The following is a 25,574-nucleotide window of genomic DNA, read 5'->3' on the forward strand; positions in this document are numbered from 1 at the left end:
TTTATCGGGACCGACCCGAATGTCAAATGCTGATTTTCGCTATACAGAAGTATTAAGTGCGAATCTTCAATAAGGAATTATGAGGTATTGGTGCAACCATGGCTGATGACAATTCAAACAGACGGTTGACGCGGCGTAACGCTCTTCGGATTGCTGGTGCAGCAGGTGCGGCCTCGCTGGCTGGCTGCGGTGGGAGTGACGGCGGTGACGGCAGCAGCGGCGATGGCAGCAGCGGTGATGGTAGTGACGGCAGCAGTGGTGACGGCAGCAGCGACGGCGGCAGTACTGACAGCGGGACACAGTACAGCACACTTGAAGTCGCCCACTGGTGGGGCGAGGGCGACGGACTGGAAGCGATTCAGTCCGTAATGGATGCGTTCAAGGAGCAACACCCGGACGTCCCGTTCGACGAGAACCTCATCGCCGGCGGTGCGGGTGAGAACCTGCAGGCGAACATCCGGACACGGGTCCAGAACGGCAACCACCCGAGTACGTGGCAAGCCTGGCCCGGAAACAATCTGCTCCCCTTCACCGATGCGAACCTGCTGAAGGATATCGGCGACTCCGTGTGGTCAGAGAACAGCATGGAGGACGCCTACCTTCAGGGCGTCAAGGACGCGGCCCAGCCCGCTGGGAACTACGTGACGGTGCCGCTCAACATCCACCGGATCAACAACCTCTTCTACAACGTCGAGGTCGTCGAGGACGCCGGGGTCGATCCGGCCTCCCTCGAAACGCCGTCTGACCTCGTCGACGCGATGGCGACGGTCAACGATGCCGGCTACACCGGAATGGCACACCAGACCGGGTCGCCGTGGTCCAGCTTCCAGATGTTCGCGACTGTCCTCCTCGGCGAAACGGACGCCGAGACCTACAGCGCTATCTTCGTCGACGGTGAGGTCGACGCCAACAGCGACGCGCTCGAGTCGGCAGTCGAGACGACGCAGTCCTATCTCGACTACATCCCGAGCGACGCTGGTTCGATTTCCTGGACCGAGGCCAACAATCAGGTCATCAACGGCGAAGCGGCGTTCCTCCACCAGGGTGACTGGGCGGCCGGAACGTACCTCACGAACGACCTGACGTACGGCGAGGAGTGGGACCATGTGACATTCCCGGGAACCGACGGCTACTATGCCCTCAACATGGACTCGTTCCCGTATCCGGTCAACAACCCGTCCCCGGAAGCGACCACGCTGTGGTGCCAGTTCGTCGGGACGACGGAGGCACAGGAGATCTTCAACCCGAAGAAGGGGTCGATTCCGCCGCGGACCGACGTCAACACCGACCCGTTCAACGACTTCTCCAAGGACCAGATAGAGGACTTCCAGAACAGCGAGGCCCAGCCGCCGTCCGTCGCGCACGGTCTGGCCGCACCGCCGGCAGTCAAGTCCTCGCTCGAATCCGCTATCTCATCGCTGAACTCCGGTGCTGCGCCCGCGGACGTCGTCTCCCAGATTTCCAGCGCCTACTAATAACCCAGCGACAGCACGCAGTTTTTTTGCCGTGTCGACTCGAACGATCGGAGTCACAGGAGTAGGCAGCCGCTGTGACGGGACAACCAACAGTAGCACAGAGTCACATGACTGGTTCTGAAACTGGCTGCTGAATAGAGTGCCGAAGTTCTTAGTACTCGACTCGCAAACGCTCCACTATGTCTAGTGACGACTTGGAAGCATCGCTCGAACAGGTAATTGCGCGGTTCAATCTCGGCGAGTACGAGATTTCAGCCTACCTGGCCGTGTTGCAACACGGTGAGCTGACAGCGTCGGAGATCTCGGAGAACACGGACATTCCACAGCCGCGGGTGTACGATACGGTCCGGAGCCTCAGCGACGTCGGACTCGTCGAACTCAAGGAGTCCCGGCCGATGAAGGTCCTGGCTATCGATCCTCGGGAAGCCTTCGAGGGGATTCAAGACTCGCTTGATGACCTCGTCGACGACCTGTCTTCGCGCTACACGGCCCCCGCACGGGAGCCGGAAGCCGTCTCGCTCGTCAAATCCCGGCCGACGATACTCCGGTACCTCGAAGACATCATCGAGACGGCCGAGTACGAACTGACGCTGTCGCTGACCCCGGCCCTGCTAGAGCGGTTCGAAGACAGACTCGCGGCCCGGAAGCAGTCCGGCATCGCTATTGAAATTCTCATTTCACCGGGTGTGGACGCTCCCGACCCAGCGCGGTTCGATTACGAGTCCATCGCGACCACGGTGAAGGCCCGCCGCGGTATCACGACACCGGTCGTCGCCGTCGCCGATGGGAACTACTCGATGTACGCCACCCGTGAGAGCGTCCGCGGTGACACGGACCGGTACGGCGTTATCTTCAATCGGTCGGAACTCGGGTTTCTGGTGTCCGGGTTCCTCAACACGGTGCTATGGACGACGGCCGAAACGATTGCCAGCGACGGGGATGGGCTGCCGTTCCCGCGCCGCTACGGGACGATCAGACGCTGTATCTCTGACTTGGTGACATTGGACGGGGAGTTCTACGCGACTATCGAGGGGCGGGACGTGGAAACGGGCGACCACCGGGTCGTCGAGGGCAAAGTGGATCAGGCGTCGTTCAGTTCGAACCGCGAGGTCGCGACGCTGGTCGTTGAGACGGCCGAGGGGCCGGTCGAGGTCGGTGGACAGGTCGCTGCGTTCGAGGACATCGAGGCGTACGAGATCCGGATCGGGATGGACGAACCGCCCGAGAACTGACACTGTCGGCTGTAGCTGTTTCTCACGGTGACCGCCTGACTACTGACGGTCGATACGGAACCGACGGACGGAGTCCGAAGTAAACAGATGCGGCTGGACGAGACGACAGCGGAGACAATGAGCACCGTGGGCGGGCAACCCACGGTGATTGCATGACCCTTCGGGCTGGCGAAGTATGTCAGAGGCACGATATCGCCTGGCCCGAACGTGGCAGTTCCACAAGACCAACGTGCTCCATTGCGTTCAGCGGGGACGTGGTCTTACGTGGACAGCAACTGTGTCTGTGTCACGAGCGGTAAAAAAGATGGACACATTGGCTGCAATAATATCCAATGCCCGAGAGAATAGTACAGCTTCCGGAGAGAATTCCATTACAAATGGAAACTGATATGTGCGAAAAATATGAGCTACAGTATATGGGGACAGTATGGGCGTAGAATCAGTTATTCAGTACGTCCGAACGTCGTCCGTCCGGACGGACATCATCGGCTCGCTGTGTCCCGGAGCCAAGGCCACCAACGAACTGCTGTCAGCGGTCACTGCGAGCGAGTCCGCGATATACGATGCGCTCTCGAACCTCGAAGGCCGCGGTCTGGTCACCTCGATGGATGACGGCTGGCGACTCACCGGCACCGGCCGCCTCGTCGCGGATACGATTCACCGCCAGCAACGCCTCGAGGAACTCTTCGCCGTGGCCCCGCAGTACTGGGAGTCCCACGATACATCAGTTCTGCCACAGCCGTTCCGGTGTCGCCTCCCGGAACTCGACGAGTACACGGTCATCCGTGGCACGCAGACCGATATCAACCGCCCGGTCCGCGAAGTCGTCACCCGCGTCGAAAGCGTCCAGAACTGCGACGTGGTCTCGCCCGTCTACCACCCAGAGTACGAGGAAGCGATGCCAGATAGCCCCGACTCGAGACTGGTGGTAAGCTGTGCTGTCATCGACGAGATACTCGGCAAGGAGTCCGTCTCGCTCGATATGAATCGATACGAGGAGACGACCGTTCGTGTCACGGAGGTCCCGTACGCACTTGCCGTCGCCGACGACTGGATGATCCTGACGCTCCCAGAACTCGACGGAGCCTGGCCGTCGGCGAAAATCGTCTCCGAAACGGACAGCGCTATTTCGTGGGCACGGGACCTGTTTGCGCACCTCTGGACGGATGCAACCCCGATAGAAACGTATCTCGCCGACCGCTGATTTTGGCAAACCTAAACATTCAAGAACCGTGGGTTCTGACGGATGAGCAATGGCTATTCAGGGTTCACGGAGCGACGAACCGGCCGGCTACACCTTCGACGACCTCGCGGTCGTTATGGGCACATACAACGAGGAAGAAGCAATCGGCACCGTGCTCGATGACATCGCTGCAGTGACTGACGGGCGCGCCGAAGTCGTCTGTGTCGACGGGTCCAGCGACCGGACACCGGAGATCGCCCGCGAGCACGGCGCTACAGTCATCCAACAGGAACCGCAGGGGTACGGCGTGGCAGTCCGCGAAGCCGTGCTGACACCGGACCGGCCGGTCGTCGTCACGACGGACTGCGACGACACGTATCCGATGGAACGCCTGCCCGATTTCCTCGCGGAAATAAACGACGGGGCCGACGTCGTCAGCGGTGACCGACTGTACTACGGGGCCGAACAGATGCCGGCGATGAACAAACTGGGGAACGAACTGTTCGCGCTACTCGCGAGCGTGCTCATGGGCAAGCGCGTCCACGACACGACGACTGGAATGCGCGCGTACCGCCGCGAGGTCCTCCAGAAGATCGTCTGGACAGAGAACACCGGGCTCTCAGCCGAACTGCTCATGCGGCCGCTGATGCGTGGCTACGACGTGCGTGAGCGCCCCATCGCGTACGACGAGCGGAAAGGCGAGACGAAACTCGACCCGTTCTCCGGCGGGGCCGCCATCGCGAAATCTATCGTCCGCGTTGCGCTCGAAGAACGGTTCCGGTAACACCGCCGAAGCAGTCGACGACGGGACCCGGCTTATCGGTCGTTCGGTGGCTGCTGATAGCTACCCGTTCCGCCGGGGTGGCCCTGTGGATTCTCGATGCCGACGAGCTTACCGCCGGTCGGCGAACTGTACAGCGCGAACAGGAGGTCGTTGACGAGGTAGTAGCGGACGCGGTGCCTCGGGTCGCCATGTGGGTCCGGATCAGAGGCCTTGACCCCCATTCCCCGAAGCGTATCTTCTTGCGTCGCAGCATCGACCGCCACGAAGTTGCTGTCTTCCCACTCTCGGGTGTACGCGTCCAGATCCGCGACTGCTGCCGCCATGTCCTCGGCTCGCTCGGGGTCTGCCTCGACCCGTCCGGCGACGTAGCTGTCGACGAATCCAGCGACGCCCGTCACCTCGCTCGGATAGACGATAGCGGCGACGGCGCGGTACGTCTCGCGCTCGTGGTCCCCGAAGCCCGATTCGGAACTGGCAGCGTCGGCCTCGGCTGACTCGGCAGCATCGTCGCTTGTCGACCTGTCCCAGGCGAGCGCCGCCGCGCCGCCGGCGACGGTGACACCCGCCGCGCCGAGTGCTTTCAGTGCGTCGCGTCTGGTGAGTTCGTAGTCAGTCATCGGTGAGTCTCACGTATTCTCGCTTGTCGTGGTCGCGTTCATGCTGATGCCATCGCGATGCGTGCCCGGGACGTAGGCCGCTTCGCCGCCGCAGCGGCGCTGGTCCCGACAGATTTCGAGCCGCGGCGTCAGCGCCCGGACGCGTTCGTCGGTCTGCTCGACCGGGAGTTCCGCGCGGTACTCGAACCCCGCGCCGGTGCCGTAGTCGACGAACATAATCAGCGTCACCGTCCCGTCTTCCGGCGTCGGGACGCTGACCTGGTCGTCGATTCCGTCGCCGGTGAGTCGCGTCCGATTCCGGTCGGTCGAGAGCTGCAGATCCAGCCGGTCCGTTCCGGTAACTGTCGCGTAGTCGTTCTCACCCTCGCTTGCGAGCCGGATCGAGACCAGCGCGGCCTGCTCCGGAACCGACGCCGACACGTCCGTTTGGACCGTCTCGCCCTCCGCGACCGACACCGGCTGGAGTCGCGGCTCGACGGGCAGCCCCAGATACGGGACCCACTCCCCGCGGAACACGTAGCGGTAGTAGTCCCGCTCGGGATAGGCGTCGAGCACCTCGAACTGGCGGTGTTGCATCGCGTAGACGGTGTCGCCGTCGAAGCCGGGGTCGTTGCGAACCGACTGGAACGGGTGGTTGAGCCAGTCGCCATAGGGCGTGGGAAGCAGGACGAGGCTATTGTCGAGGTCACGCTGCTCGAATGGTTCGTAGGCCTGCTCTAGCTGCTGGGTCACCGCGTAGTTGTCCGAGACCGGCTCGGCCGCCGTCGCGACGGCCGCGCCGCCGCCCAGCGCCGCGCCACACAGCGCCACCGCGAGCAGGACCGGGCGGACCCGGTCGGCGCTGACCTGGTCGGTGACCAGCCGGCGCACCCACCGGGCGACGGCGACGACCCCGACGGCACCGAAAGCCGTCAGCGGGACGAGCATGTCGACGTGGTAGAACGGGCCCAGGAAGGCGACCAGGCCGTCCGTCGGGTCCGAAAGGTCTCCGAGCATGTTCACGGTGCCCCAGAAGTAGCCGTTGCCGAGGGAGACCGTCAGGAGGACGCCGGCAAGCGCCGCCTGGCGACCGTCTATCCCGCGGCGCACGGCAGCCCCGAGACCGACAGCCGCAGCGAGCGTCCCCAGCGGGCCGGCGACGACCCACTGCGTGAGGAGTTTCCAGAGGAGTTCGGCGTTCGCGTCCAGCGACATCGCCGGCGTAAACTCCCGAGAGTAGCCCAGAATCTCACGGTAGCCGAAGCCCAGTCCGTCCTGTGGAGCGAACACCTCATAGGGGAACAACAGCGCGGAGCCGGTGACGACGCGGTTGTAGGCAAGCGTCGCGGCAACGCCGGTGAGCCCGCCGACGGCAGTCAGCGACAGTCGCGTGAACCGCGCCGGGTCGCGCGTCCGGAGCGACCACAGCGCGTGGGCGATGAACGGCGTCGCAAACAACACCGCCGTGTACGGCCGTGCGAAAAAGGCGATGCCGATCGCGAGCCCAGCACACGCCGCCGTCTTCCGGCTCCCCGTCCGGTCGGCGTGGAGATACGCCGCGGCGAAGCCGAGGTTCCAGAGCGTCGTCGGCACGTACGAGAGGAACACCGACGCCTCGACGAGGAACAGCGGCGATCCGAGCATGAGGATGGTCGCTACCACGCCGGTTCGAGCGTCGAATGCCTCACGGACGGTGTGGTAGGTCAGCGCCAGCACGCCGGTCGAAATCAGGCCGAGCGCGATGCGGTAGCCGCCGAGTAGTTTCCCGACGGCGAACATCGCCGCCGGAACCGGCGCGTATTTCGGATACAGCCGCTCGCCGTCGGCGACGAAAAACCACGGCCGGAACGACTCCTCGACCGGGGGGTAAATGAACAGTTGCCCCTCCAGCAACATCGCGGCCTGCTGGAGGTAGACGCCCTCGTCATGGTTGGTGGTGTGGTGCGGAAAAACGACGTGGGCAAGCGTGAAAACGGTGATCCCGCCCAGCAGCGCCACCAGTCCCGCCTGTACCCCCGGCCGGCGCAGTCGATTCATTCCGTCGGGTACCAGGCCAGGTCGTGGTCCGCGACCAAGTCGACCTCGACGGGCTGGCCCGGTTCGAACGTCTCGACGTGGTTGTGCATGCAGTGGACGACGTCGCCGCTGTGGAGCTCGACCCGGTAGACGAACGAGGGGCCGTTGTACTGGCGATGGACGACGTAGCCGTCGGCTTTGGACTCGTTCGTCGGCATCGCCTGCAGGTCGTCGGGCCGGACGAGCACGTCCACCATTGCGCCGTTGTACGCCGCAACTGGCCCGTTCAGCAGATCCACGTCGAACGAGCCCAGCCCTGTCTCGATTTGGTCGTTAGTCACCCGGGCCGAGAGGAAACTCGCCTGGCCGAGGAAGCTCGCGACGAAGCGGCTCTCGGGGTTCTCGAACACTTCAGCGGGGTCGCCGATCTGAGCGATGGTCCCGTCGTTCATGATGGCGACGCGGTCGCTGATCGACAGCGCCTCCTCCTGGTCGTGGGTCACGGAGATGGCGGTGACGCCGGCCCGCTTGAGGATCTTGCGGACCTCCTCGCGCATCTCGACGCGCAGGCGCACGTCCAGGTTCGAGAACGGCTCGTCGAGCAGGAGGACGTCAGGCTCCGGGGCCAGCGAGCGCGCGAGCGCGACGCGTTGCTGCTGGCCGCCGGAAAGCTGGCTCGGCATCTTGTCGTGATGGGCCGACAGGTCGACCAGTTCGAGCAGTTCGTCGACCCGCTCTCCGACAGCGTCTTCCTCCATCTCGGTCAGGCCGAACGCGATGTTCTCGGCGACGGTGAGATGCGGGAACAGGGCGTAGTCCTGGAAGACGATACCGACGTTGCGCTCCTCGGGCTTCCGGAACGAGGTGCCGTCGGCGATGACTTCGTCGGCGATAGAGATTTGTCCGTCGGAGGGGCGTTCCAGCCCGGCAATCATCCGGAGCGTCGTCGTCTTGCCACAGCCCGAGGGACCAAGCAGCGTCAGCAGTTCGCCGTCTTTCACGTCGAGCGAGAGGTTCTCGACGGCGACTTCCTGCCCGTAGTCCTTGGATACGTCGTCGAGTTCCAGGACGGTCCGGTTCGGGTTCGCTACTGCTGCGTCCACGTCGTCGAAGTCCGATGTTTGCTGTGTGCGTGTTTGTCGAGACATTAGCTTGTGTCCTCCCGTCGAAGAATGACCAGCATGGAGAGTCCGGAAAGGCCAACGAGCACGAGGGCCGGGACCGCCGCCTGTCCGTAGTAGCCGGCACCCTGGACGAGCCAGATGTACGTGACGAAGGTTTCGAAGCCCGTCGGGCGTAACATCAGCGTTGCCGGCAATTCCTTCATGGTCGTCAGGAACACCAGCGCGGCCCCGGCGGCGATACCCGGCGCGACGAGCGGCAAGACGACCTTCCGGAACGCCGAGAGCGGGTGGTAGCCCAGCGACCGCGCCGCCTCGATGTACTGCGGATCGACTTGGAGAATCGAGGATTCGGTCGTCCCGACGGCCTGCGGGAGGAACCGAATCACGTAGGCGAACACCAGCAGGATGACGCTCTGGTACAGGAAGGGGACGTACCGGAGCCCAAGGTACACCAGCGCGAGGCCGAGAACGACACCGGGGACCGCGTAGCCGACGTACGTGGCCCGCTCGGGAAGTGACGAAATACCCGACGTGCCCCGCGCGGCGAGGTACGCAATCGGGAGCGCCGCCACGACGCAGATAGCGGCCGCGGCGGCGGCCAGACCGACCGAGTTCCAGGCATAGGACGCCTCGAACGCGAAGCCACCGCCGCTGTAGCCCGTGCCGGAACGGAGGAGCCACTGGAGCAGGATACCGATGGGAAGCACCAGACACAGGGACGCGATGGCACCGCAAAACAGCAGTGCCGGGGCCTTCCAGTACCCGAGCCTGATGAGACCGGGCCGGCGCGAACCGCTGCTGACGTAGGCACCGTCCCGGCCCGCGCTGAGCCGCGATTCGACGGCGAGGATGCCGAGCGCCATCACGAGCAACAGCATCGAGAGCACGGAGGCGTAGTCCAGTCGGCGCGCGCCGAACTCGTTGTAGATCATCCGCGTGAACACGTCGTACTGCATAATCGCCGGCGTTCCGAAGTCAGAGAGCGCGTACAGTGCCACCAGCAGCGCGCCGGCGGCGATGCCTGGTGCGATCTGTGGTAGCGTGACGCGGCGGAACGCCTCCCAACGAGTGTGATTCAGCGTCCGGGCGGCCTCGACGACGGTCCCGTCGAACGACAGCAGCGACGCGCGCGTAGTCAGAAATACGTACGGGTACGTAAACAGTGTCAGGACGAGTATTGCGCCGTGCAGGCCGTATATCGTCGGGATTTGCTCGATACCGAGCGGCGAGAGCAGGTCCGCGAGGACGCCACGGGGGCCAAAGGCAGAGACGAACGCGAAGGCCCCGATGTAGCTCGGAACGACCAGTGGCAACGCGGACGTGATCGTCCAGAACCGTTTGAACGGCAGATCGGTCTGGGCGGTGAGAATCGCCAGCGGGACGCCGATGAGAATCGATGCGACAGTGACACCAGTCACCAGCGCCAGCGTGTTCAGCGTCACCGAGACGGTCGTGTCGCTTGTCAGCAATTCGACCGCACGCGCGAACTCGATTTCACCTGCCCTGAGAAAGATCCAAACCAGCGGTGCCAGTAACAGCAGCGAGATCGCCAGCGAGACCACTGCGAGCAGCGTGTGCGGCGACGAGTCTCGTTCCGACGTCGTCGCCTGCTCCCGAAGCCGCTCGTACCGGTCTTTTGTGCCCATATTAGAGGACGCCAGCGTCCCGAAGTAAGTCCACGGTTCCGGCCACGTCGGCCAGTTCGGTCAGGTTGATGTCCGGTGGGTTCAGGTCGTCGATGCGCGGCAGGTCGCCGACCGGTGCGACGCCCGGAATCATCGGATACGCGAACGTCCGGGTGGCGAAGAACTCCTGGGCCTCCGCCGAGAGAACGTGCCGGACGAAGTTCGACGCCAGGTCCGCGTTGTCGGTTCCGTCGATGATTTCCAGCCCCGAGACGTTGACGAGCGCGCCGGCGTCGCCCTCGGTGAACGCGAGGCCGATGGGCGAGTCGTCGCGGGCGGACTGGACCCGAAGCGTGTAGTAGTGGTTGGCGAAGCCGGCGGTGAGTTCACCGTCGGCGCAGGCGTTGGAAACGCGGAACTCGTCGTCGTAGGTAGTGATACCGTGGTCCTGCATCGCCTGAAGCCACGACATCGTCTCGTCGTCGCCGCGGATGAGCCGCATCGCGGTGACAAAGGACTGGAACGCGCCGTAGCTCGGTGCCCAGCCCATGCTGTTTTCCAGCGCAGCTGTCTCGGGGAACTCCTGAACTGTCGATGGGATGTCGGATTCGGAGATCTGGTTCGTGTTGTACGGGATCGCCCGGGCGCGACCGGCGATGCCAACCCAGCGGCCCTCGCTGTCCTGGTAGGCTTCGGGGACCGTCGAAAGGGCCTCTTCGGGGAGACTCGCGGTCGCACCGGCGTTGGCCACGGCACCGAGCGAACCGGCGTCGATGGACATGAACACGTCGGCGGGACTCGCGCCGGCCTCGTTTTCCTCGATAATCGTGTTCGCGAGGTCGCTGGAGGCTTCGAGCCGGTGGTTCGCCGTGAAGTCCGGATACAGCTGTTCGAGCAGGTTGATGAGGTCGAGATACAGTCCACCCTCGCCACCGCCGAGATACAGCGTCAGTTCGCCGCTGAGGTCCGGCAACTCCTCGATGGAGGTGCCGCCGGGAGCGTCCCGCTGTTCCACCAGTGGGCCGGACCCACGGAAGTCCGAAAGGGAAATCTGCCCGACGCCGGTATCAGTTCCACCGTTGCTTCCACCCTCACCGCCATCGCCACCACCGAGAATGCCGGAACAGCCGGCAAGCGCTGTTGCGGCAGTCGCGCCGCCGAGAGCGAGGAAGCGCCGTCGAGACTGCGTCGCGTTACGTCCAGTCAGATCGTTAGAATCACTCATTGTTTGATTTAGGGTTGCCTAAACAACTTAGGCCTTTCTAGTCGTCGGCGGTCGCGGGGACCTGTTCCGTCGCGGCGGCGTCCAGTTCGTCGAGACATTCCAGCCAGTCGAGCATGAACTCCCCGCAGTAGTTAAGGAAGGCACCGTTTTCCCAGTCGCTGAAATCGCCGTCGGCCATCGCTGTCCCGATTGCGTCGAACACTTCGGCGTAGGAGTCGGCGTCCGCGCCGGCCTCGTCAACGATCTCCCAGACGTGCTCGTTGAGTTCGAGCCCGTGGACCTCGTTGGTCAGGTCCGAGAACGTCGAGCGGGGCGCTTTGTTGTGCTCACAGAGGGGGTCGCCGTTGTAGATCTGCTTGCCGAGCACGTCACAGGCCCGCTTGAGGAACACGCCCGACCAGATGTCGTCGAAGCGGCCCACGTCCCACTCGTTGTCGTCCATCGGGAGCTGGTAGAACGCCGGAATCACTTCCCGGCGGAACGCGAGGTTCATCGAGCAGACGGTGAGGTACTGGCCCTTGGCGGCGACGAAGTCCTCGCCGAAGTCCGCCTCGCTCGTCCGGGTCTGGGCCTGTCCCTGGAGGTCGCCGTCCATCAGGATACGAACGGCGTCGAGGTCCGGTACGTTCGTCCAGAGGCCTTGAGAGGCGACCACATCGTCGACCTGCGTCGCTTCCGTCGAAAGTTCCTCGTCCATCGCGGCGTAGGGGTAGCCGCGCGGGTAGAGACCGTGCTCGTCCTCGTTCTGGTAGAGCACGTTGACCCACTGCTCGTCGGAGCTGACCGTCTCTATCTCGCCCTCGAAGGACAGGTTCGACATGTGGGTCCCGAAGAAGTCTGCGTCCTCGTGTGGCAGCGTGTCATCGTCGATAAACACACCGTACTCGTAGTCGTTGGCCCACATGTAGAGGAGGCCAAACGACGTCTGCGCGTGGCTCGCTTCGGGGATAAGGTGCGAATACTCGCTCGCGCCGTGGTTCTCAAACCAGGTTTCGCGAGCAGTCCCGTCGTAGACGGCCCCGTCGACGCCTTCTTCGTCGAGCATCTGTTCCATCGCGTCGGTGTCACAGAAGTCCTCGGTGATGAGCACGACGAACAGTCGGTCCAGGTCGAACCCGTGGTTCCGGGCGTTCTGGAAGTACGAACGCATGCATTCGTGGTTTCGAATCGTCGGCACCATCACGCAGATGTCGGCTGTCATGTACTGGCCCTACCTCTTTAGGCCATCCTAAAAGATTTGGCGTTCTCACTTTGCTGCCCTCGTAGATCTGTTTTCCAGACATCATGTATCCCGAAATCGGAACATCATTATATTCTAAATCTGACGTTTAATGTTGTATTAGGAGAACTATTATCTGGCTGTGCTTTGCCAGATTAGGTGATGAGCGTACGAAGCAACAGGGCTCCGATCAACCACAAATGAACCTGGATAATCAGACCTGTGTCGTCACCGGGTCCTCGCGCGGTATCGGCCGCGGAATCGCCAAAGACCTCGGTGCTCACGGGGCCAACGTCGTCGTAAATTACCGGTCCTCGGAAGCGGAAGCCCGTGCCGTCGTCGAGGATATCCGCGAAAGCGGTGGCAATGCTATCGCGGCGCAGGCCGACGTGGCGAAACTCGATGAAGTCCGGGCGATGCGTGAGAGGGTGGCCGACGAGTTCGGTCCCACGGACGTGCTCGTCAACAACGCTGGTATCACCATCGACAAGAAATTCGAGAACATGACCCGTGAAGACTGGGAGACGGTTATCGACGTCAACCTGGGCGGCGTGTTCAACGGGACGAAGGCGTTCTACGACGACATCCGCGACGCCGAGCACGGCCGACTGATAAATATCTCTAGCGTCGTCGGCCAGCAGGGAAACATCGGACAGGCCAACTACGCGACGACGAAGTCCGGACTGTTCGGCTTTACGCGGACCCTAGCGCTCGAACTAGCACACACGGGCTCGACCGCGAACTGCGTCGCGCCGGGCTTTGTCAAGACCGATATGTTAGAGGAGGTGCCCGAACGCGTTCAAGAGAAGATTTTGCGGGAGATTCCGCTCGACCGGTTCGCACGCGTCGAAGACATCGCCGGCATCGTCAGGTTCGTCGCGAGCGAAGAATCGAGTTATATGACTGGACAGGTACTTGGCGTCAACGGCGGGATGGAGTGGTAGCATGAGTCAGCAGGAAGAACCAGAAGACGAGACCGCGCCCGACGACGCGGTCGAGGAGTTGCGACAGAAACGAGCCGAAGCCGAACTCGGTGGTGGCGAGGCCCGTATCGAATCCCAGCACGAGAAGGGCAAGATGACCGCCCGCGAGCGCATCGACTTCCTCGTCGACGACGGCACGTTCAACGAGGTCGATCCGTTCGTCGAGCACCGGTCGACGAACTTCGGCATGGCGGAGAAGCGCTTCGCCGGCGACGCGGTCGTCACCGGCTACGGCGAGGTCGACGGCCGGAAGGTGTTCCTGTTTGCCCACGACTTCACCGTACTCGGGGCTCGGTCGGCGAGGTTGTCGCCGACAAGATCTGTAAGGTGATGGACCGGGCCATCGAAAACGGCGTCCCGGTCATCGGACTCAACGACTCCGGCGGCGCGCGCATTCAGGAAGGCGTCGACTCGCTGGTGGGTTTCGCCAAGATATTCGAGCGCAACACCAAGGCCAGTGGCCTCATTCCCCAGATTTCCGCGATTATGGGTCCGTGTGCCGGTGGAGCCACCTACAGTCCGGCACTGACTGACTTTACCTTCATGGTGCAGGACACCAGCCACATGTTCATCACCGGGCCGGACGTCATCGAGACGGTGACCGGCGAACAGGTGTCGAAGGAGGAACTCGGCGGTGCGGGCTCTCACTCTACCAAGTCCGGCGTCGCTCACTTCTCGTACCCGTCAGAGGAGGAGGCCCTCGAAAACATCCGCCGCCTCCTGTCGTACCTGCCGGCGAACAACATGGAGGACCCGCCGCGGGTCAAGCCGTGGGACGACCCCGACCGGGAAATTCCCGGCGTGACCGATATCGTCCCGTCGGCCCCGCGCAAGCCCTACGACATGACGAAGGTCATCGACGCCATCGTCGACGAGGACTCCTTCTTCGAGGTCCACGGCAACTGGGCGCGCAACGTCGTCGTGGGCTTTTCCCGGATGGACGGCCAGTCGGTCGGCGTCGTCGCCAACCAGCCACGCGTGAGCGCGGGGACGCTTGACATCGACGCGGCGGAGAAAGCGGCCCGGTTCGTCCGCTTTTGCGATTCGTTCAACATCCCCATCCTCACGCTCGTCGACGTACCCGGGTTCATGCCCGGCACGGATCAGGAGCACAACGGCATCATCCGGCGGGGCGCGAAGCTGATCTACGCCTACGCCGAGGCGACGGTGCCGCTGCTGTCGGTCGTCGTGCGGAAGGCCTACGGCGGAGCGTACATCGTCATGTCCTCGAAGTTCCTCGGCAGCGACGTGAATTACGCCTGGCCGGGGTCGGAGATGGCGGTCCTGGGTCCCCGGGGCGCGGTCAACATCCTCTACCGGAACGAAATCGCAGACGCCGACGACCCGGACGCCAAGCGCCAGGAACTGATGGACGAGTTCCGCGACGAGTTCGCCAATCCGTACGGGCCGGCGAAACGGGGCTACCTCGACGACGTCATCGAACCGAAAGAGACGCGCAAGCGCCTCATTCAGGACCTCGACCTCCTGCAGCGCAAGCGCGAGGACACGCCGCCGAAAGACCACGGCAATATCCCGCTGTAATATGGCGACTCGCAACACACCACAGTCGGACGCGGAGACGCCGCCGCTTACCGATATCGAGGGCCCCGAGGACCTGTCGCTGTCGATACCGGCGGACGCGTCACAGGCAGAAGCAGCGGCTATCGCCGCTGCGATCAGCGCTCACCTGACCGACCGTCAGCGGGCCGCTGTGGCGACAGCACAGCGGCAGACGGTCGAGTACGTCGACGAGTGGACGCTGGCCGGACGGCTGGCGAGCGTGGGCAAGCGCCACCCTCCGGACAACGTCAAGCGAGGCGAGGAGTGGAAGGCGGCGGCGCGAGCGCGATACTAAGAGTCCGTAAACTCCTGCAGCACTTCGAGGTCGCGGGTGGTCCGCATGAACTCCGACAGCGCCCGTTCGGCCCCGCAGTCGTCACAGACGAACTGTGTCTCCGGGGCCGGGAGGTCGGACACTTGCTCTTCCCAGGCAACTGAACACGCCGGACATTGTAGTTGGAGCCAGGCCTCCTGCATATTTCGTGTGTGGTTAGTACACACGGATATACTTTGTGTGGATTCTCACTGTCGGGGCTATGGTGCTGTTTGTCGATTCATGGCGTTTTTGGGCTACCTAAACATGGGAAGATTTAAACCATTTAGGCAAGCCTAAAAAGATATGAACCGACGAGAGTACATCGTTGCGACCGGTGTCGGGCTGGCAGGTGTCGTCGCCGGCTGCTCGGGTCAGTCCGAGGCCGGGAGCGGTGGTGACGGCGCGACTGATGACGCGACGGATTCCGGTACGACGACCGCGACAGCGACCACGGAACCGACGGAGTCGGGCTACTCCGTCGCGATGGAACCGGTGGGCGAGGTCACGTTCGAGGCAGTTCCGGAGGGCTGGGTCGCGAACAACGGGAGCTGGGCCGACATGGGGATCGCGCTCGGCCTCGACGCACCAGAGGGCGTCTGGCTCCCCTCCCGATACCACACTCAGTACTACGACGAGATCCCGGGCGTCAGCGTCGACGGGAGTTCGATCCAGAAGCTGTGGGGGGACAGCGGTGTCGGGAAAGAGCAGTTCTACGAGATAGACGCCGACATCCACGTCATGGACCCGAACTTCCTGCAGAGCCGCGGGTCCTGGGAACAGTCGGATATCGACGAAATCGAAACCCAGGTCGGTCCCTTCTTCGGGAACAGCATCTTCTCGACCGGCTACGAGTGGCACGACTACACCTACTACACGCTGTACGAAGCTTTCGAGAAACTGTCCCAGGCGTTCCAGCGGACCGACCGGTTCGAGGCGTTCCGGACTCTCCACGAAGAATTCCAGACGAGCCTGGAAGACCTCGTGCCGGACTCGGAGTCCGAACGGCCCGAGGTAGCTATCGTATGGGCCGGCAGCGACGAGCCCACCAGCTTCTCACCGTACCTCATCGAGGACGGGACCAGCTTCAAACAGTGGCGAGACCTCGGGGTACGCGATGCCTTCGCGAAGACCGATGTCAGGGACTTCCACGCAGACCGCAGCAAGGTCGACTTCGAGACCCTGCTCGACATCGATCCGGAGTACCTGCTCCTGCGCGGACAGGAGAACAAAACGCGCTCGGAGTTCGAGGACACGGTCGTCAGCTTCCTCAAATCGGACCAGAGCGGAAGCGAACTGACGGCGGTACAGAACGGGAACGTGTATCGCGGTGGCCCGCTGTACCAGGGGCCGATAACGAGCCTGGTCCTCACGGAACGGGCCGCGTCGCAGGTGTACGACGTGGACCGGAACCTGTTCGACCGTCAGCGTGTCGCCGATATCGTCGCCGGAGAGCTGTAGGGCACCATGGTCGGACGAACACTCGCGGACATCCGTGACAGGCTCTCGGAACTCAGCGTGGCTGTCGGGCCGTATCGCGTCGTCAGCGCCCGGACAGGAACGCCGCCGTTCCCGGTGTCGGGAATGCAGTTCCCGGACCGCGAGACGGCTGCCGAAGCGGCCAGCGTCGCGACCGCCTACCGGAGTGCCCTCCGCCGCTACGACCCCCGTGTCACCGTCCACGGCCTCATCGTCTGTGAAGCGCCGTGGGGGACCGACGCCGTCAGGACTGGCCCGTCATCGCTCCCGGAGTACTGTCACACGGTCGCCGGGTCGCTGTTCGAGGTGTTGTCAGGCCGTCATCGCTCCGTCGAGCAGGCAGTCATCGACAGCTACCTCGAAGCGGCCGAGGAGACGGAGAACCGCGAGCGCCTCTGTCTGGCGATGCTCGAAAGTATGGCCACGGCGATCGCCGACAATCTCGACCCGGAAGTACAGGCGGACACCCTCCGCGAAGCCGCCGGCCAGTTACCGAGGAAGCCAAGCGGGCCTGAGCCGGTCCGGGACGCCGTCGCCGACCTCGAAACAGCGGGGCTGGTCGACGAGACAGCAATCGAACCCGCCGCGGTCGGTCCCGGCCGCTGTTCCAGATATATTACATTACAGAACTATCGCCCGACGCTGTCGGACCTCCGCTGCCCAGTGTTGCCGATTGCCGTCGAACTGCTGCGCCGGACGAGTATCACGCCACAGATGGCCGAAGCCGAGCGAACCCCGGACGGCTGGCGCCTGCTCGTCTCACTGGCCGGTGACCAACCCGCCGAAGGGCTGTCGGTCGTCACGACGACTGCCTGAACATTCCACTCGATCTATAGGTCGGACCGTAATACATACACGAGACCCCTGTGACGGCACAGGTATGGGAGTCGCAGTAATCGGCGCGTCAATGACGAAATTCGGGCAACGCGACGCCTGGATCCGCGAGTTGCTCTCGCAGGCGGGCGAGGAATGCCTCACGGACGCCGGCGTTGCGCCCGACGACGTAGAGCACCTGTACGTCTCGAACATGGCCAGTGGCGAGTTCGAAGGGCAGACGGGAATCATGAATCTGCTGGCCCACGACCTGGGAGTGCTTCCGGCCTACAGCGAACGGGTCGACCAGACCTCTTCATCGGGCGGAGCAGGCATCTACGAGGCCTGGCAGTCCGTCGCCAGCGGGGCCAGCGATATGACGCTGTTAGTCGGCGGGGAGAAAATGACTCACAAGACGACGGGCCAGGCGACCGACATCATCGCCTCGATTACCCACCCCGACGAGTACAAGCACGGCGTGACGCTCCCGTCCTTTGCCGGGATGACCGCCCGGCACTATCTGGAGCGGTTCGACGCCCCTCGGGAGTCGCTCGCCCGGGTCGCGGTCAAGAACCATCGAAACGGCGTGGACAACCCCAAGGCGCAGTTCCAGACGGAGATCACGATGGAGAAAGCGCTCGAGTCACCCATCATCGCGGACCCGCTGCGTCTGTATGACTTCTGTCCGATCACGGACGGCAGCGCCGCGCTCATGTTCACCACAGAGGAGCGCGCCAAAGAGATAACCGACGAGTACGCCCTCGTCTCCGGCATCGGTGGGGCGACCGACACCCACGTCGTCCACGAGCGCGACGACCCGACGGTCATGGGCGGGGTCGTCGAGTCGAGCAAGGAGGCCTACGAGATGGCCGGCCTCGGTCCCGAGGACCTCGATGTGGCGGAACTACACGACATGTTCACCATTCTGGAGTTCCTCCAGCTAGAGGGTATCGGCGTCGCCGAGCAAGGGACGGCCTGGGAGCTGGCGATGGACGGTGCCACTGCCAAGGACGGCGACCTGCCGATCAACACCTCCGGGGGGCTCAAGTCCAAGGGCCATCCGCTGGGGGCAAGCGGTGTCGCGCAGGGCGTCGAAATCTACGAACAGCTCGTCGGCGAGGCCGGGCCGCGACAGGTCGACGCCGACACCGCACTGGCGTGTAACGTCGGCGGCTTTGGCAACTGTGTCATCACCACCATCATGGAGGCCGCAGAATGACGCTGGAAGCAGGCATGTGCGCAAACGGTCACGTCTCGTACCCCACCCATCCGCTGTGTCCGGAGTGTGGCGAACCACAGGACGCGACGTTCGACCTCGCGGACCGGACCGGCGAAGTGGTCACTTGGACCCACTCGACGGCGACGCCGCCGGGCGTCCGCGAGCCAAACACGCTGGCTATCGTTGAGTTCGACATAACGGACGTCTCCGATGCGAGCGACGAGTTCGTCCGCGCGCTCGGGCAGGTGACCACGGACGAGGTCGAAACAGGTGACACGGTCGAACCCGTCTACGTCGAGGAACTCCGCGACCCCGACGCGGGCATCAAAGTGCCCGAGAGTCAGGACTGGGACGGCTACCGCTGGGACCCGGTCTGATCAGCTCTCCTCACCCTGTCGGATAATACGACCGTCTGTCGTCGGCGAAATCGTCCCCTGTTCCTCGATAGTGTTGCTGACGTGGTCAGAGAGGAGTGCCCCCTCGTTCGACGAGACGAGGACAGTTGCGTCGCTGAGCATGCTGTACCCGTCGGCGCCGCCGAAGACGACGTAGAAGCCGCGAACAGAACGTGAGTGCGCTATACGGTCGAAATCGTTGTCGAATAGGTGTCGGGAAGGGCCCCCGTCTCAGCCAGCTCGGCGATACATTCTTCGACGGACTCAGTTCGGCCTCTGTCGGCGAAGGGGGCAACCTGTACGAGGTCACCGCTCTCGTAGACTGCGAGGCAGACGGCCGGCATGATGAGTTCGCGGCGCTTCTCGCCCGCCGTCGAACTGTAACAGAGCCGGGTGTCGAAAAACGGCGCGAGGCAGACACCAGCCTCGCGGGCCCACTCCGCAAACTCGTTGTACAGGTCCCGCTCAGGTCCGTTACCGGAGCCCTGCAGCGGCACGCGCTTCTCCCACTCGACTGTGTCGACGTCGTCGAGTACGCCACGGCACACCAGCTCCTGTAGCTCACGTTCGATAGCGGTACAGCGTTTCTGTGACAGCGCTGGGAGGTCAGACCGGACGAACAGGGTCGCCCGACGACCGCCCGGAGCAGTAGAGCTGGACATCGGTATTCGCACCTAGCTCTGTGACATAATAAATCATTATGTTTTCAGGGGTGAAAATCTCACACTACGCTGAAGTTCTTTACTCCTCGTCGCTCCCCTCTCCGTCTTCGGGACCGGTGTCGTCCCTGTCTGGACCTTCGATATCGTCCTTTATCGACCGTAGTTCGGCGTCTACGTCCACTGGGACGTCAGTAACCTGGTCGGAGTCGACCTCCTCGCTCACCCCTGGTTCATTGGCTAATCTATCCTGGATCTGGCCACGCAATTGTTGGGCTTCCTGAATAAGCTCGCGGGCCTCTTCATCTTCCGGTGTCCCTTCGACAGCCTGCTGGAGGTCGGTCAACGCACCGTCAAGGCGAGAGAGTGTGGCCCGACTCAGATCACTCGCACGCTGTCGCACCTCATCCGAGGCGGACCCGGTCGATGTCGGCCGCCCTTCGGCCATCCGGAGGGCTCGACGGAGTATCTTCAGCGCCTCGATGTTAGTCTTCAACACCAGAATGACCGCAGGAATGGTCACGTCGCTGGTGAACCGGAGGAGTTCGCTCGGTGTCGGCGGCCGCGGCAGGCCGCTGTCGGTCGTAGGCTCGACCTCCGTCTCTAGCTCCTGCAGCGTCGTAACGAGGTCCGTAATCAGGGCGGAAAGGTCGTCGTCCGAGCTCATACCTCTCTCTTGTCGCCTCGGGTACTAAAGGCCGCGCCGTGTGGCCGGCCGGTTTCGTGTCGTCTCTGCCCCCGGTGTGGGGGCTGGCAGCCACAGATGATTAGGCCAACCAAAATCCTTTTAGCTTTAGGGGTGCCTAACTCAGGTAATGCCATCACAGACGGACGATGTCGAGACCTCCGAGGACCGCCCGGACGTTGCAGCACTGGACAGCGGTGCTGACAGAACCGTGTTTACCGAAGACGGGAACCGAGACGGTTGGATTTCGACCGACGTCACCGTCGACCTTCGACGGTAGTCCGTTCGTCCGCGCCGCGTTTCTCTTTCCTCTGACTCCTGAGTTACTTTCTTCACAGGCGGGTCTCTCCACGATCTGAACTGGGTAGCGACGCTACCAGTAACAGAAAATTCGGCAGAAGGCGGTGGGCCGACGTTAGTCCAAGACGAGCGTGTCGTCTTCGAGGTAGTGCTCGATGTGGTGTGCGTCTTCCTCGGTCTGCACGATGATTTCCCGGAGGATCTGCGCCGTCGCGTGGTCACCGAGGTTCTCCGCGAGGTCGATGTGATCACGGAGCGACTCGATGATGTCGCCGTACATCTCGAGGTCGTTTTCGAGCGACGTCCGGATGTCGTACACGTCCTGCCCTTCCGGTTCTACCGACGCGTGCTCTTCCTGTGCCTTGCCGCCGGCGACGGGTGTGCCGCCCAGGGCCTGGGCCCGCTCCGCGAGTTCGTCGGCTGCCTCTTCGGCGTTGCCGGCGGCGTCGCCGAGGAACAGGTGGAGGTCGCGGAACTCCGCGCCCTCGACGTTCCAGTGGTGCTTCTTGACCTGATGGTACAGCGTGTACGTGTCCGCCAAGTCCTGATTCAGCGCGTTGATTACTTGCTCGGACTTCTCCTTGTCGAGGCGGAGTTCGTTCTCTTCGACGTTCCCGAACTCGCGTCGGACATGCTCTTGTGTTGCCATAGTCATCTTATTGTACAGGGGGAAGCCACTTAAAGATTGTTTTGTGAAAATATGTTTTCGGGAACCCAAAAAATATGTTCTAAGATAGAATGGCTGGTTACTTGAACAGAAATATTATCCGCTGACACCAACCCTCGCTCGAGTCAGCACTCGGCGCTTGATATAAAAGGGATAGAACTACTCCGACGACGGCCGGGAAACGACGAGTGCAACGGCGTCTTCGTCGATAGCACTGCTGTCGACCGCTGTTTCACGAAGGACTTGCTCCTGATGGACTGCGACGACAGCGGCGAGGAGATAGTCGTCGAGGCCAAGATGTGTGCCGTACTCCTCCCAGACGGATTCTCTGACTGTCATAAAGAACGTCTCGGGCGTGCGGTGTAGCACTGCGTCGTCGAATCGCTTTCGCCACTCGTAAACGAGGTCCTCGACACCGGGATTGTCACGCATCGTTTGCTGGTGGTCGGCGAGCGCGGACCGCAACTGTTCCTCGTCGACGCTGTTTGCTCTTGCGACTCCACGGACCACTTCGTCGTCGAACGGTGCTAAGAGCGCTGCGTCAGTCATCGGACGCCGCTACGGGGGTGACGAACAAAAACACCGTCACACCGAAATCGCGGTAATGAATCGTCTAGATTCCCGCTCGCTGGGAGTTCCCCACACCTATATTCGGGCCCCCCTGTAACCACCAGGTAGAGGCATGGGACGATTATCGACGTTGTTTGCGCCGGAACGTGTCGCAGTGGTCGGGGCGACCGATTCGGAGGGGTCCGTCGGTCACGCGGTCACCACGAACCTGCTCGATTCGTTTGCAGGGGAGGTCGTGGCCGTAAACCCGAACAAAGAGACAGTGCTTGGATTGCCGTGTTACGACAACCTCGCCGGCCTGGAAGACCCCGGGTCGGTCGACGTGGCTGTCGTCGTCGTGCCGCCGACGGTGGCGGTCGACGTTATCGAGAACGCCGGGGAAGCGGGTATCGAAAACGTGGTCGTCATCACCGCTGGCTTCGGTGAGACCGGCAGTGATGGGGCCGAACGCGAGCAGCGGCTCCGCGAGGCGGCCCGCAAATACGACCTGAATCTGGTCGGCCCGAACAGCCTCGGCGTAATGTCGACCCCTGTTGGGCTCAATGCCACCTTCGGCAATGAGATGGCCAGCGATGGCGACATCTCCTTTATGAGCCAGTCGGGCGCGTTCATCACCGCCGTGCTGGACTGGGCCGCCGAGCGCGATGTCGGCTTCAAAGACATCGTCTCACTCGGGAACAAAGCGGTGCTAGACGAGAGCGATTTCGTCGCCGAGTGGGGCGACGACCCCGATACCGACGTCATTCTGGGCTATCTGGAGGACATCAACGACGGGTCGTCGTTCGTACAGACAGCCCGTGAAGTGACACAGGACACGCCGATTGTTCTGGTCAAGTCCGGCCGCACGGACGCGGGTGCGAGCGCGGCGGCCTCCCACACCGGTGCGATGGCCGGGTCGGAGCGGGCCTACGAGGCCGGCCTCGACAAGGCCGGAACGCTCCGCGTCGAATCCGTACAGGAACTGTTCGACTACGCCCAGATTCTCGCCGGCCAGCCGCTCCCGGACGGGGACGAAATCGCCATCGTCACAAACGCCGGCGGTCCCGGCGTGATGACGACCGACGCCGTCGGTGACTCGGACCTGCAACTCGCGCAGTTCGGTGACAAGACGTTCTCCCGACTCCGCGAAGAGATGCCTGATGAGGCCAACATCTACAACCCGGTCGACATTATCGGCGATGCTCCCGCCGAGCGCTTCGAGACAGCCCTCGAAACAGTCCTTGCGGACGACAACGTTTCGATGGCCGTCGTCGTCGCCTGTCCGACGGCAGTGCTTTCCTTCGAGGAACTCTCGGAACGCGTCGTCGAACAGCAAGAGCGGTTCAAAAAACCCGTCGCGGCGACGCTGATGGGTGGGAAGTCCGTCGACGCCGGTGCGAACGTCCTGAGCGAAGCCGGCGTGCCGAACTACTTCGATCCGGCCCGCGCCGTCGGGAGTCTGGACGCTCTCAGACGCTATCGGGAGATCAGGACGACCGAGTACGAGGAGCCGACGACGTTCGACGTGGACCGCGAGCGGGCCCGCGAGATACTCGAATCCGGTGCCCGGCGCGGGTCGAACCGGCTCGGCGTGGAAGCGATGGAACTGCTCGACGCGTACGGGATTCCGACACCGCAGGGCGATGTCGTCTCCTCGCCCGTCGAAGCGGAGGCTATCGCCGAGGAAATCGGCGACGACGTGGTGATGAAAATCGTCAGCCCGGACATCCTGCACAAGTCAGACATCGGCGGTGTCGAGGTCGGTGTCCCCGTCGAAGACGTCCGGGACACCTACGAGGACCTCGTCGTCAGAGCGCGCAACTATCAGGAGGATGCGACAATTCTCGGCGTTCAGGTACAGGAGATGGTCGACCTCGACAACGGCGTCGAGACGATCCTCGGGATGAACCGCGACCCGCAGTTCGGGCCGCTGCTGTTGTTCGGCCTCGGCGGGATTTTCGTCGAGGTGCTCGAAGACAACACTGTCAGTGTCGCCCCCGTCAGCGAGACCGAGGCGAAAGGGATGCTCGACGACATCGACTCCGCACCGCTGTTGCGCGGTGCGAGAGGCCGCGACCCCGTCGACGAAGCGACGCTGGTCGAAACCATCCAGCGGCTCTCGCAGCTCGTCACTGACTTCCCCGCTATCGTCGAACTGGACATCAACCCCCTCGTCGCGACGCCCGACGGGGTGCAGGCGGTCGACCTGCGACTCACCCTCGACCAGGAGAAACTATGACCGACACGAACACGCTACTCGTCACGTCACTGGAGGAAGGTATCGGCAAGACGGCTATCACGCTCGCGCTAGCGACGCGTGCCCACGACGCGGGCTACGACGTCGGCTACATGAAGCCCAAGGGGACGCGCCTGCGGAGCGCGGTCGGCAAGACGCGGGACGAGGACCCGATGCTCGCCCGCGAACTGCTCGATCTGGAGACCGACCTCCACGACATGGAACCCATCGTCTACTCGCCGACGTTCATCCAGGAAGCCATCCGCGGGCGTGAGGACCCGGATGACCTCCGCAAGCGACTGCAAGAGGGCATCGAGACGTGTTCTGACGGGACCGACCTGCTCCTCGTCGAGGGGAGTAGCGACCTGACGACCGGCAGTATCGTCGACCTCACGGACATCGATATCGCGGAACTGCTCGACGCCCGCGTGCTGTTAGTCACCGGCTACGACACGCCCAGTGATACGGACGAGATTTTGTCCGCGGCCCGGGCGATCGGTGATCGACTCGACGGCGTCCTGTTCAACGGCGTCACCGACGCGACGGTGGACGAACTCGCCGACGACGTGGTTCCGTTCCTCGAAGGCGAGGGGATTCCAGTCCACGGCATTCTGCCGCGTGACCGCTCGCTCGCCGGCGTCACCGTTGCCGACCTCGCCCGGAACCTCGGCGCGGACATCCTCACTGGCGATGCCAACACCGACGTCCACGTCGAGCGGTTCAGCGTCGGCGCGATGAGCGGGAGCAGCGCACTCGAACGCTTCCGGCGGACGCGCGATGCCGTCGTCGTCACCGGCGGCGACCGCTCGGAGGTCCAGACCGCTGCTCTCGAAGCGTCCGGTATCAAGGCGCTACTCCTCACGGGTGGGTTCCAGCCCCCCAGTGCGGTCATCGGACAGGCGGCCGAGAAAAACGTCCCAGTGCTGTCAGTCCAATCGGACACGCGGACGACGATAGACAGGGTCGAGGAGGTGCTCCGGACCGGCCAGACACGCAACGAGGCAACAGTCGACCGTATGCAGTCGCTACTGGACGACGGTGTCGATATCGAGGCGCTGCTGTCAATCGATCTGTAGTACCGTCGTTTCGGCTGGGCGTTAGTCCGTTCCTAACGGAACATGGCCCCGCGCTAGGGCGAAACCTCCACATGAAACGTGCCTTACTATTTTAGTGGTTGGTAGTCAAGTATCAGATGGAGCCTTACCGGCTCCGTAGTGTCACACGACGGGGTTTTGCC

Annotated in this window: 25 protein-coding genes and 1 pseudogene; 14 read left to right on the plus strand and 12 right to left on the minus strand. The window is 63.1% G+C overall.

Going from position 1 to position 25,574, the window contains the following annotated elements; translation table 11 throughout:
- Positions 1-98 precede the first annotated feature (98 nt).
- The 4 genes from Har1131_RS10030 to Har1131_RS10045 all read left to right on the plus strand — a co-directional run bounded on the left by Har1131_RS10030 (position 99) and on the right by Har1131_RS10045 (position 4,674).
- Positions 99-1,475 (plus strand): ABC transporter substrate-binding protein, encoded by a 1,377-nt coding sequence (locus Har1131_RS10030; protein ID WP_023843263.1) that lies wholly within the window; start codon positions 99-101, stop codon positions 1,473-1,475.
- 179 nt (positions 1,476-1,654) lie between these two features.
- Entirely contained in the window at positions 1,655-2,707 is a 1,053-nt protein-coding gene (gene trmB / locus Har1131_RS10035; RefSeq protein ID WP_151146238.1) for an HTH-type sugar sensing transcriptional regulator TrmB, read from the plus strand.
- A 427-nt stretch (positions 2,708-3,134) separates the two neighbouring features.
- The gene (locus Har1131_RS10040; RefSeq protein WP_014040375.1) at positions 3,135-3,911 is read left to right on the plus strand and encodes a winged helix-turn-helix domain-containing protein; all 777 of its coding nucleotides are present in this window, start codon (positions 3,135-3,137) and stop codon (positions 3,909-3,911) included.
- 49 nt (positions 3,912-3,960) lie between these two features.
- On the plus strand, positions 3,961-4,674 hold the full coding sequence (locus tag Har1131_RS10045; protein WP_014040374.1) for a dolichyl-phosphate hexose transferase: 714 nt from the start codon (positions 3,961-3,963) through the stop codon (positions 4,672-4,674).
- Positions 4,675-4,706: 32 nt separating this feature from the next.
- On the opposite strand, the gene Har1131_RS10050 is transcribed toward Har1131_RS10045, so the two are convergent.
- From Har1131_RS10050 to Har1131_RS10075, 6 genes are read right to left on the minus strand one after another with little or no spacing between them, the layout of a single operon-like run.
- Entirely contained in the window at positions 4,707-5,291 is a 585-nt protein-coding gene (locus Har1131_RS10050) for a gluconate 2-dehydrogenase subunit 3 family protein (protein ID WP_151146242.1), read from the minus strand.
- A gap of 9 nt (positions 5,292-5,300) precedes the next feature.
- The gene (locus Har1131_RS10055; protein WP_151146246.1) at positions 5,301-7,307 is read right to left on the minus strand and encodes a glycosyltransferase family 39 protein; all 2,007 of its coding nucleotides are present in this window, start codon (positions 7,305-7,307) and stop codon (positions 5,301-5,303) included.
- Positions 7,304-8,434 carry an ABC transporter ATP-binding protein gene (locus Har1131_RS10060; protein ID WP_151146251.1) on the minus strand — a complete coding sequence of 377 codons (1,131 nt, stop codon included), beginning with the start codon at positions 8,432-8,434 and terminating at the stop codon, positions 7,304-7,306. The genes Har1131_RS10055 and Har1131_RS10060 overlap by 4 nt, the downstream gene beginning before the upstream one ends.
- Positions 8,434-10,056, minus strand: a complete 1,623-nt coding sequence (locus Har1131_RS10065; RefSeq protein ID WP_014040370.1) for an iron ABC transporter permease — start codon at positions 10,054-10,056, stop codon at positions 8,434-8,436. The genes Har1131_RS10060 and Har1131_RS10065 overlap by 1 nt, the downstream gene beginning before the upstream one ends.
- 1 nt (position 10,057) lies before the next feature.
- Positions 10,058-11,260, minus strand: a complete 1,203-nt coding sequence (locus Har1131_RS10070) for an extracellular solute-binding protein (protein ID WP_225308105.1) — start codon at positions 11,258-11,260, stop codon at positions 10,058-10,060.
- 37 nt (positions 11,261-11,297) lie between these two features.
- Complete coding sequence (locus Har1131_RS10075) at positions 11,298-12,461, minus strand: alpha-1 4-glucan-protein synthase (protein ID WP_151146254.1); 1,164 nt, start codon at positions 12,459-12,461, stop codon at positions 11,298-11,300.
- 218 nt (positions 12,462-12,679) lie between these two features.
- Here Har1131_RS10075 and Har1131_RS10080 point away from each other — a divergent pair, with 218 nt between their 5' ends.
- The 3 genes and pseudogenes from Har1131_RS10080 (at position 12,680) to Har1131_RS10090 (ending at position 15,317) form a co-directional block, all read left to right on the plus strand.
- Complete coding sequence (locus tag Har1131_RS10080; protein ID WP_014040367.1) at positions 12,680-13,423, plus strand: beta-ketoacyl-ACP reductase; 744 nt, start codon at positions 12,680-12,682, stop codon at positions 13,421-13,423.
- 1 nt (position 13,424) lies between these two features.
- Positions 13,425-15,004: pseudogene (locus tag Har1131_RS10085) on the plus strand (acyl-CoA carboxylase subunit beta).
- Position 15,005: 1 nt separating this feature from the next.
- A complete protein-coding gene (locus Har1131_RS10090; protein WP_151146258.1) occupies positions 15,006-15,317 on the plus strand; it encodes a hypothetical protein in 312 nt (103 codons plus the stop codon).
- On the opposite strand, the gene Har1131_RS10095 is transcribed toward Har1131_RS10090, so the two are convergent.
- On the minus strand, positions 15,314-15,499 hold the full coding sequence (locus Har1131_RS10095) for a hypothetical protein (RefSeq protein WP_008309156.1): 186 nt from the start codon (positions 15,497-15,499) through the stop codon (positions 15,314-15,316). The two genes, Har1131_RS10090 and Har1131_RS10095, sit on opposite strands and share 4 nt — an antisense overlap.
- A 142-nt stretch (positions 15,500-15,641) precedes the next feature.
- Here Har1131_RS10095 and Har1131_RS10100 point away from each other — a divergent pair, with 142 nt between their 5' ends.
- The 4 genes from Har1131_RS10100 (at position 15,642) to Har1131_RS10115 (ending at position 19,223) form a co-directional block, all read left to right on the plus strand.
- Entirely contained in the window at positions 15,642-16,796 is a 1,155-nt protein-coding gene (locus tag Har1131_RS10100; protein WP_151146261.1) for an ABC transporter substrate-binding protein, read from the plus strand.
- Positions 16,797-16,802: 6 nt separating this feature from the next.
- Entirely contained in the window at positions 16,803-17,630 is an 828-nt protein-coding gene (locus Har1131_RS10105) for a hypothetical protein (RefSeq protein WP_014040364.1), read from the plus strand.
- 64 nt (positions 17,631-17,694) lie between these two features.
- Positions 17,695-18,846: a 3-ketoacyl-CoA thiolase gene (locus tag Har1131_RS10110; RefSeq protein WP_014040363.1), complete on the plus strand. Its 1,152-nt coding sequence runs from the start codon at positions 17,695-17,697 to the stop codon at positions 18,844-18,846.
- Complete coding sequence (locus Har1131_RS10115) at positions 18,843-19,223, plus strand: Zn-ribbon domain-containing OB-fold protein (RefSeq protein WP_023843261.1); 381 nt, start codon at positions 18,843-18,845, stop codon at positions 19,221-19,223. The genes Har1131_RS10110 and Har1131_RS10115 overlap by 4 nt, the downstream gene beginning before the upstream one ends.
- Here the strand turns inward: Har1131_RS10115 and Har1131_RS10120 are convergent, their stop codons facing one another.
- From Har1131_RS10120 to Har1131_RS10130, 3 genes are all read right to left on the minus strand, one after another.
- On the minus strand, positions 19,224-19,364 hold the full coding sequence (locus Har1131_RS10120; RefSeq protein WP_225306758.1) for a hypothetical protein: 141 nt from the start codon (positions 19,362-19,364) through the stop codon (positions 19,224-19,226).
- Positions 19,365-19,423: 59 nt separating this feature from the next.
- Positions 19,424-19,903 (minus strand): HTH domain-containing protein, encoded by a 480-nt coding sequence (locus Har1131_RS10125; protein WP_050038069.1) that lies wholly within the window; start codon positions 19,901-19,903, stop codon positions 19,424-19,426.
- Positions 19,904-19,982: 79 nt separating this feature from the next.
- Complete coding sequence (locus tag Har1131_RS10130; RefSeq protein WP_014040359.1) at positions 19,983-20,567, minus strand: hypothetical protein; 585 nt, start codon at positions 20,565-20,567, stop codon at positions 19,983-19,985.
- Positions 20,568-20,715: 148 nt separating this feature from the next.
- Here Har1131_RS10130 and Har1131_RS21750 point away from each other — a divergent pair, with 148 nt between their 5' ends.
- On the plus strand, positions 20,716-20,865 hold the full coding sequence (locus tag Har1131_RS21750) for a hypothetical protein (protein WP_004961340.1): 150 nt from the start codon (positions 20,716-20,718) through the stop codon (positions 20,863-20,865).
- A gap of 135 nt (positions 20,866-21,000) precedes the next feature.
- Here the strand turns inward: Har1131_RS21750 and dpsA are convergent, their stop codons facing one another.
- Together dpsA and Har1131_RS10140 are read right to left on the minus strand one after the other, a co-directional pair.
- The gene (gene dpsA, locus Har1131_RS10135; protein ID WP_014040358.1) at positions 21,001-21,534 is read right to left on the minus strand and encodes a DNA starvation/stationary phase protection protein DpsA; all 534 of its coding nucleotides are present in this window, start codon (positions 21,532-21,534) and stop codon (positions 21,001-21,003) included.
- A gap of 177 nt (positions 21,535-21,711) precedes the next feature.
- Positions 21,712-22,101, minus strand: a complete 390-nt coding sequence (locus tag Har1131_RS10140) for a hypothetical protein (RefSeq protein WP_151146264.1) — start codon at positions 22,099-22,101, stop codon at positions 21,712-21,714.
- 133 nt (positions 22,102-22,234) lie between these two features.
- On the opposite strand from Har1131_RS10140, the gene acs reads away from it, so the two are divergent.
- Both acs and Har1131_RS10150 read left to right on the plus strand, forming a co-directional pair.
- Positions 22,235-24,340: an acetate--CoA ligase alpha subunit gene (acs, locus tag Har1131_RS10145; protein WP_151146267.1), complete on the plus strand. Its 2,106-nt coding sequence runs from the start codon at positions 22,235-22,237 to the stop codon at positions 24,338-24,340.
- Positions 24,337-25,413, plus strand: a complete 1,077-nt coding sequence (locus Har1131_RS10150) for a phosphotransacetylase family protein (protein WP_014040355.1) — start codon at positions 24,337-24,339, stop codon at positions 25,411-25,413. The genes acs and Har1131_RS10150 overlap by 4 nt, the downstream gene beginning before the upstream one ends.
- Positions 25,414-25,574 lie beyond the last annotated feature (161 nt).

Origin of the sequence: Haloarcula sp. CBA1131, assembly GCF_008728975.1 — an archaeon.
Taxonomy (GTDB): domain Archaea; phylum Halobacteriota; class Halobacteria; order Halobacteriales; family Haloarculaceae; genus Haloarcula; species Haloarcula hispanica.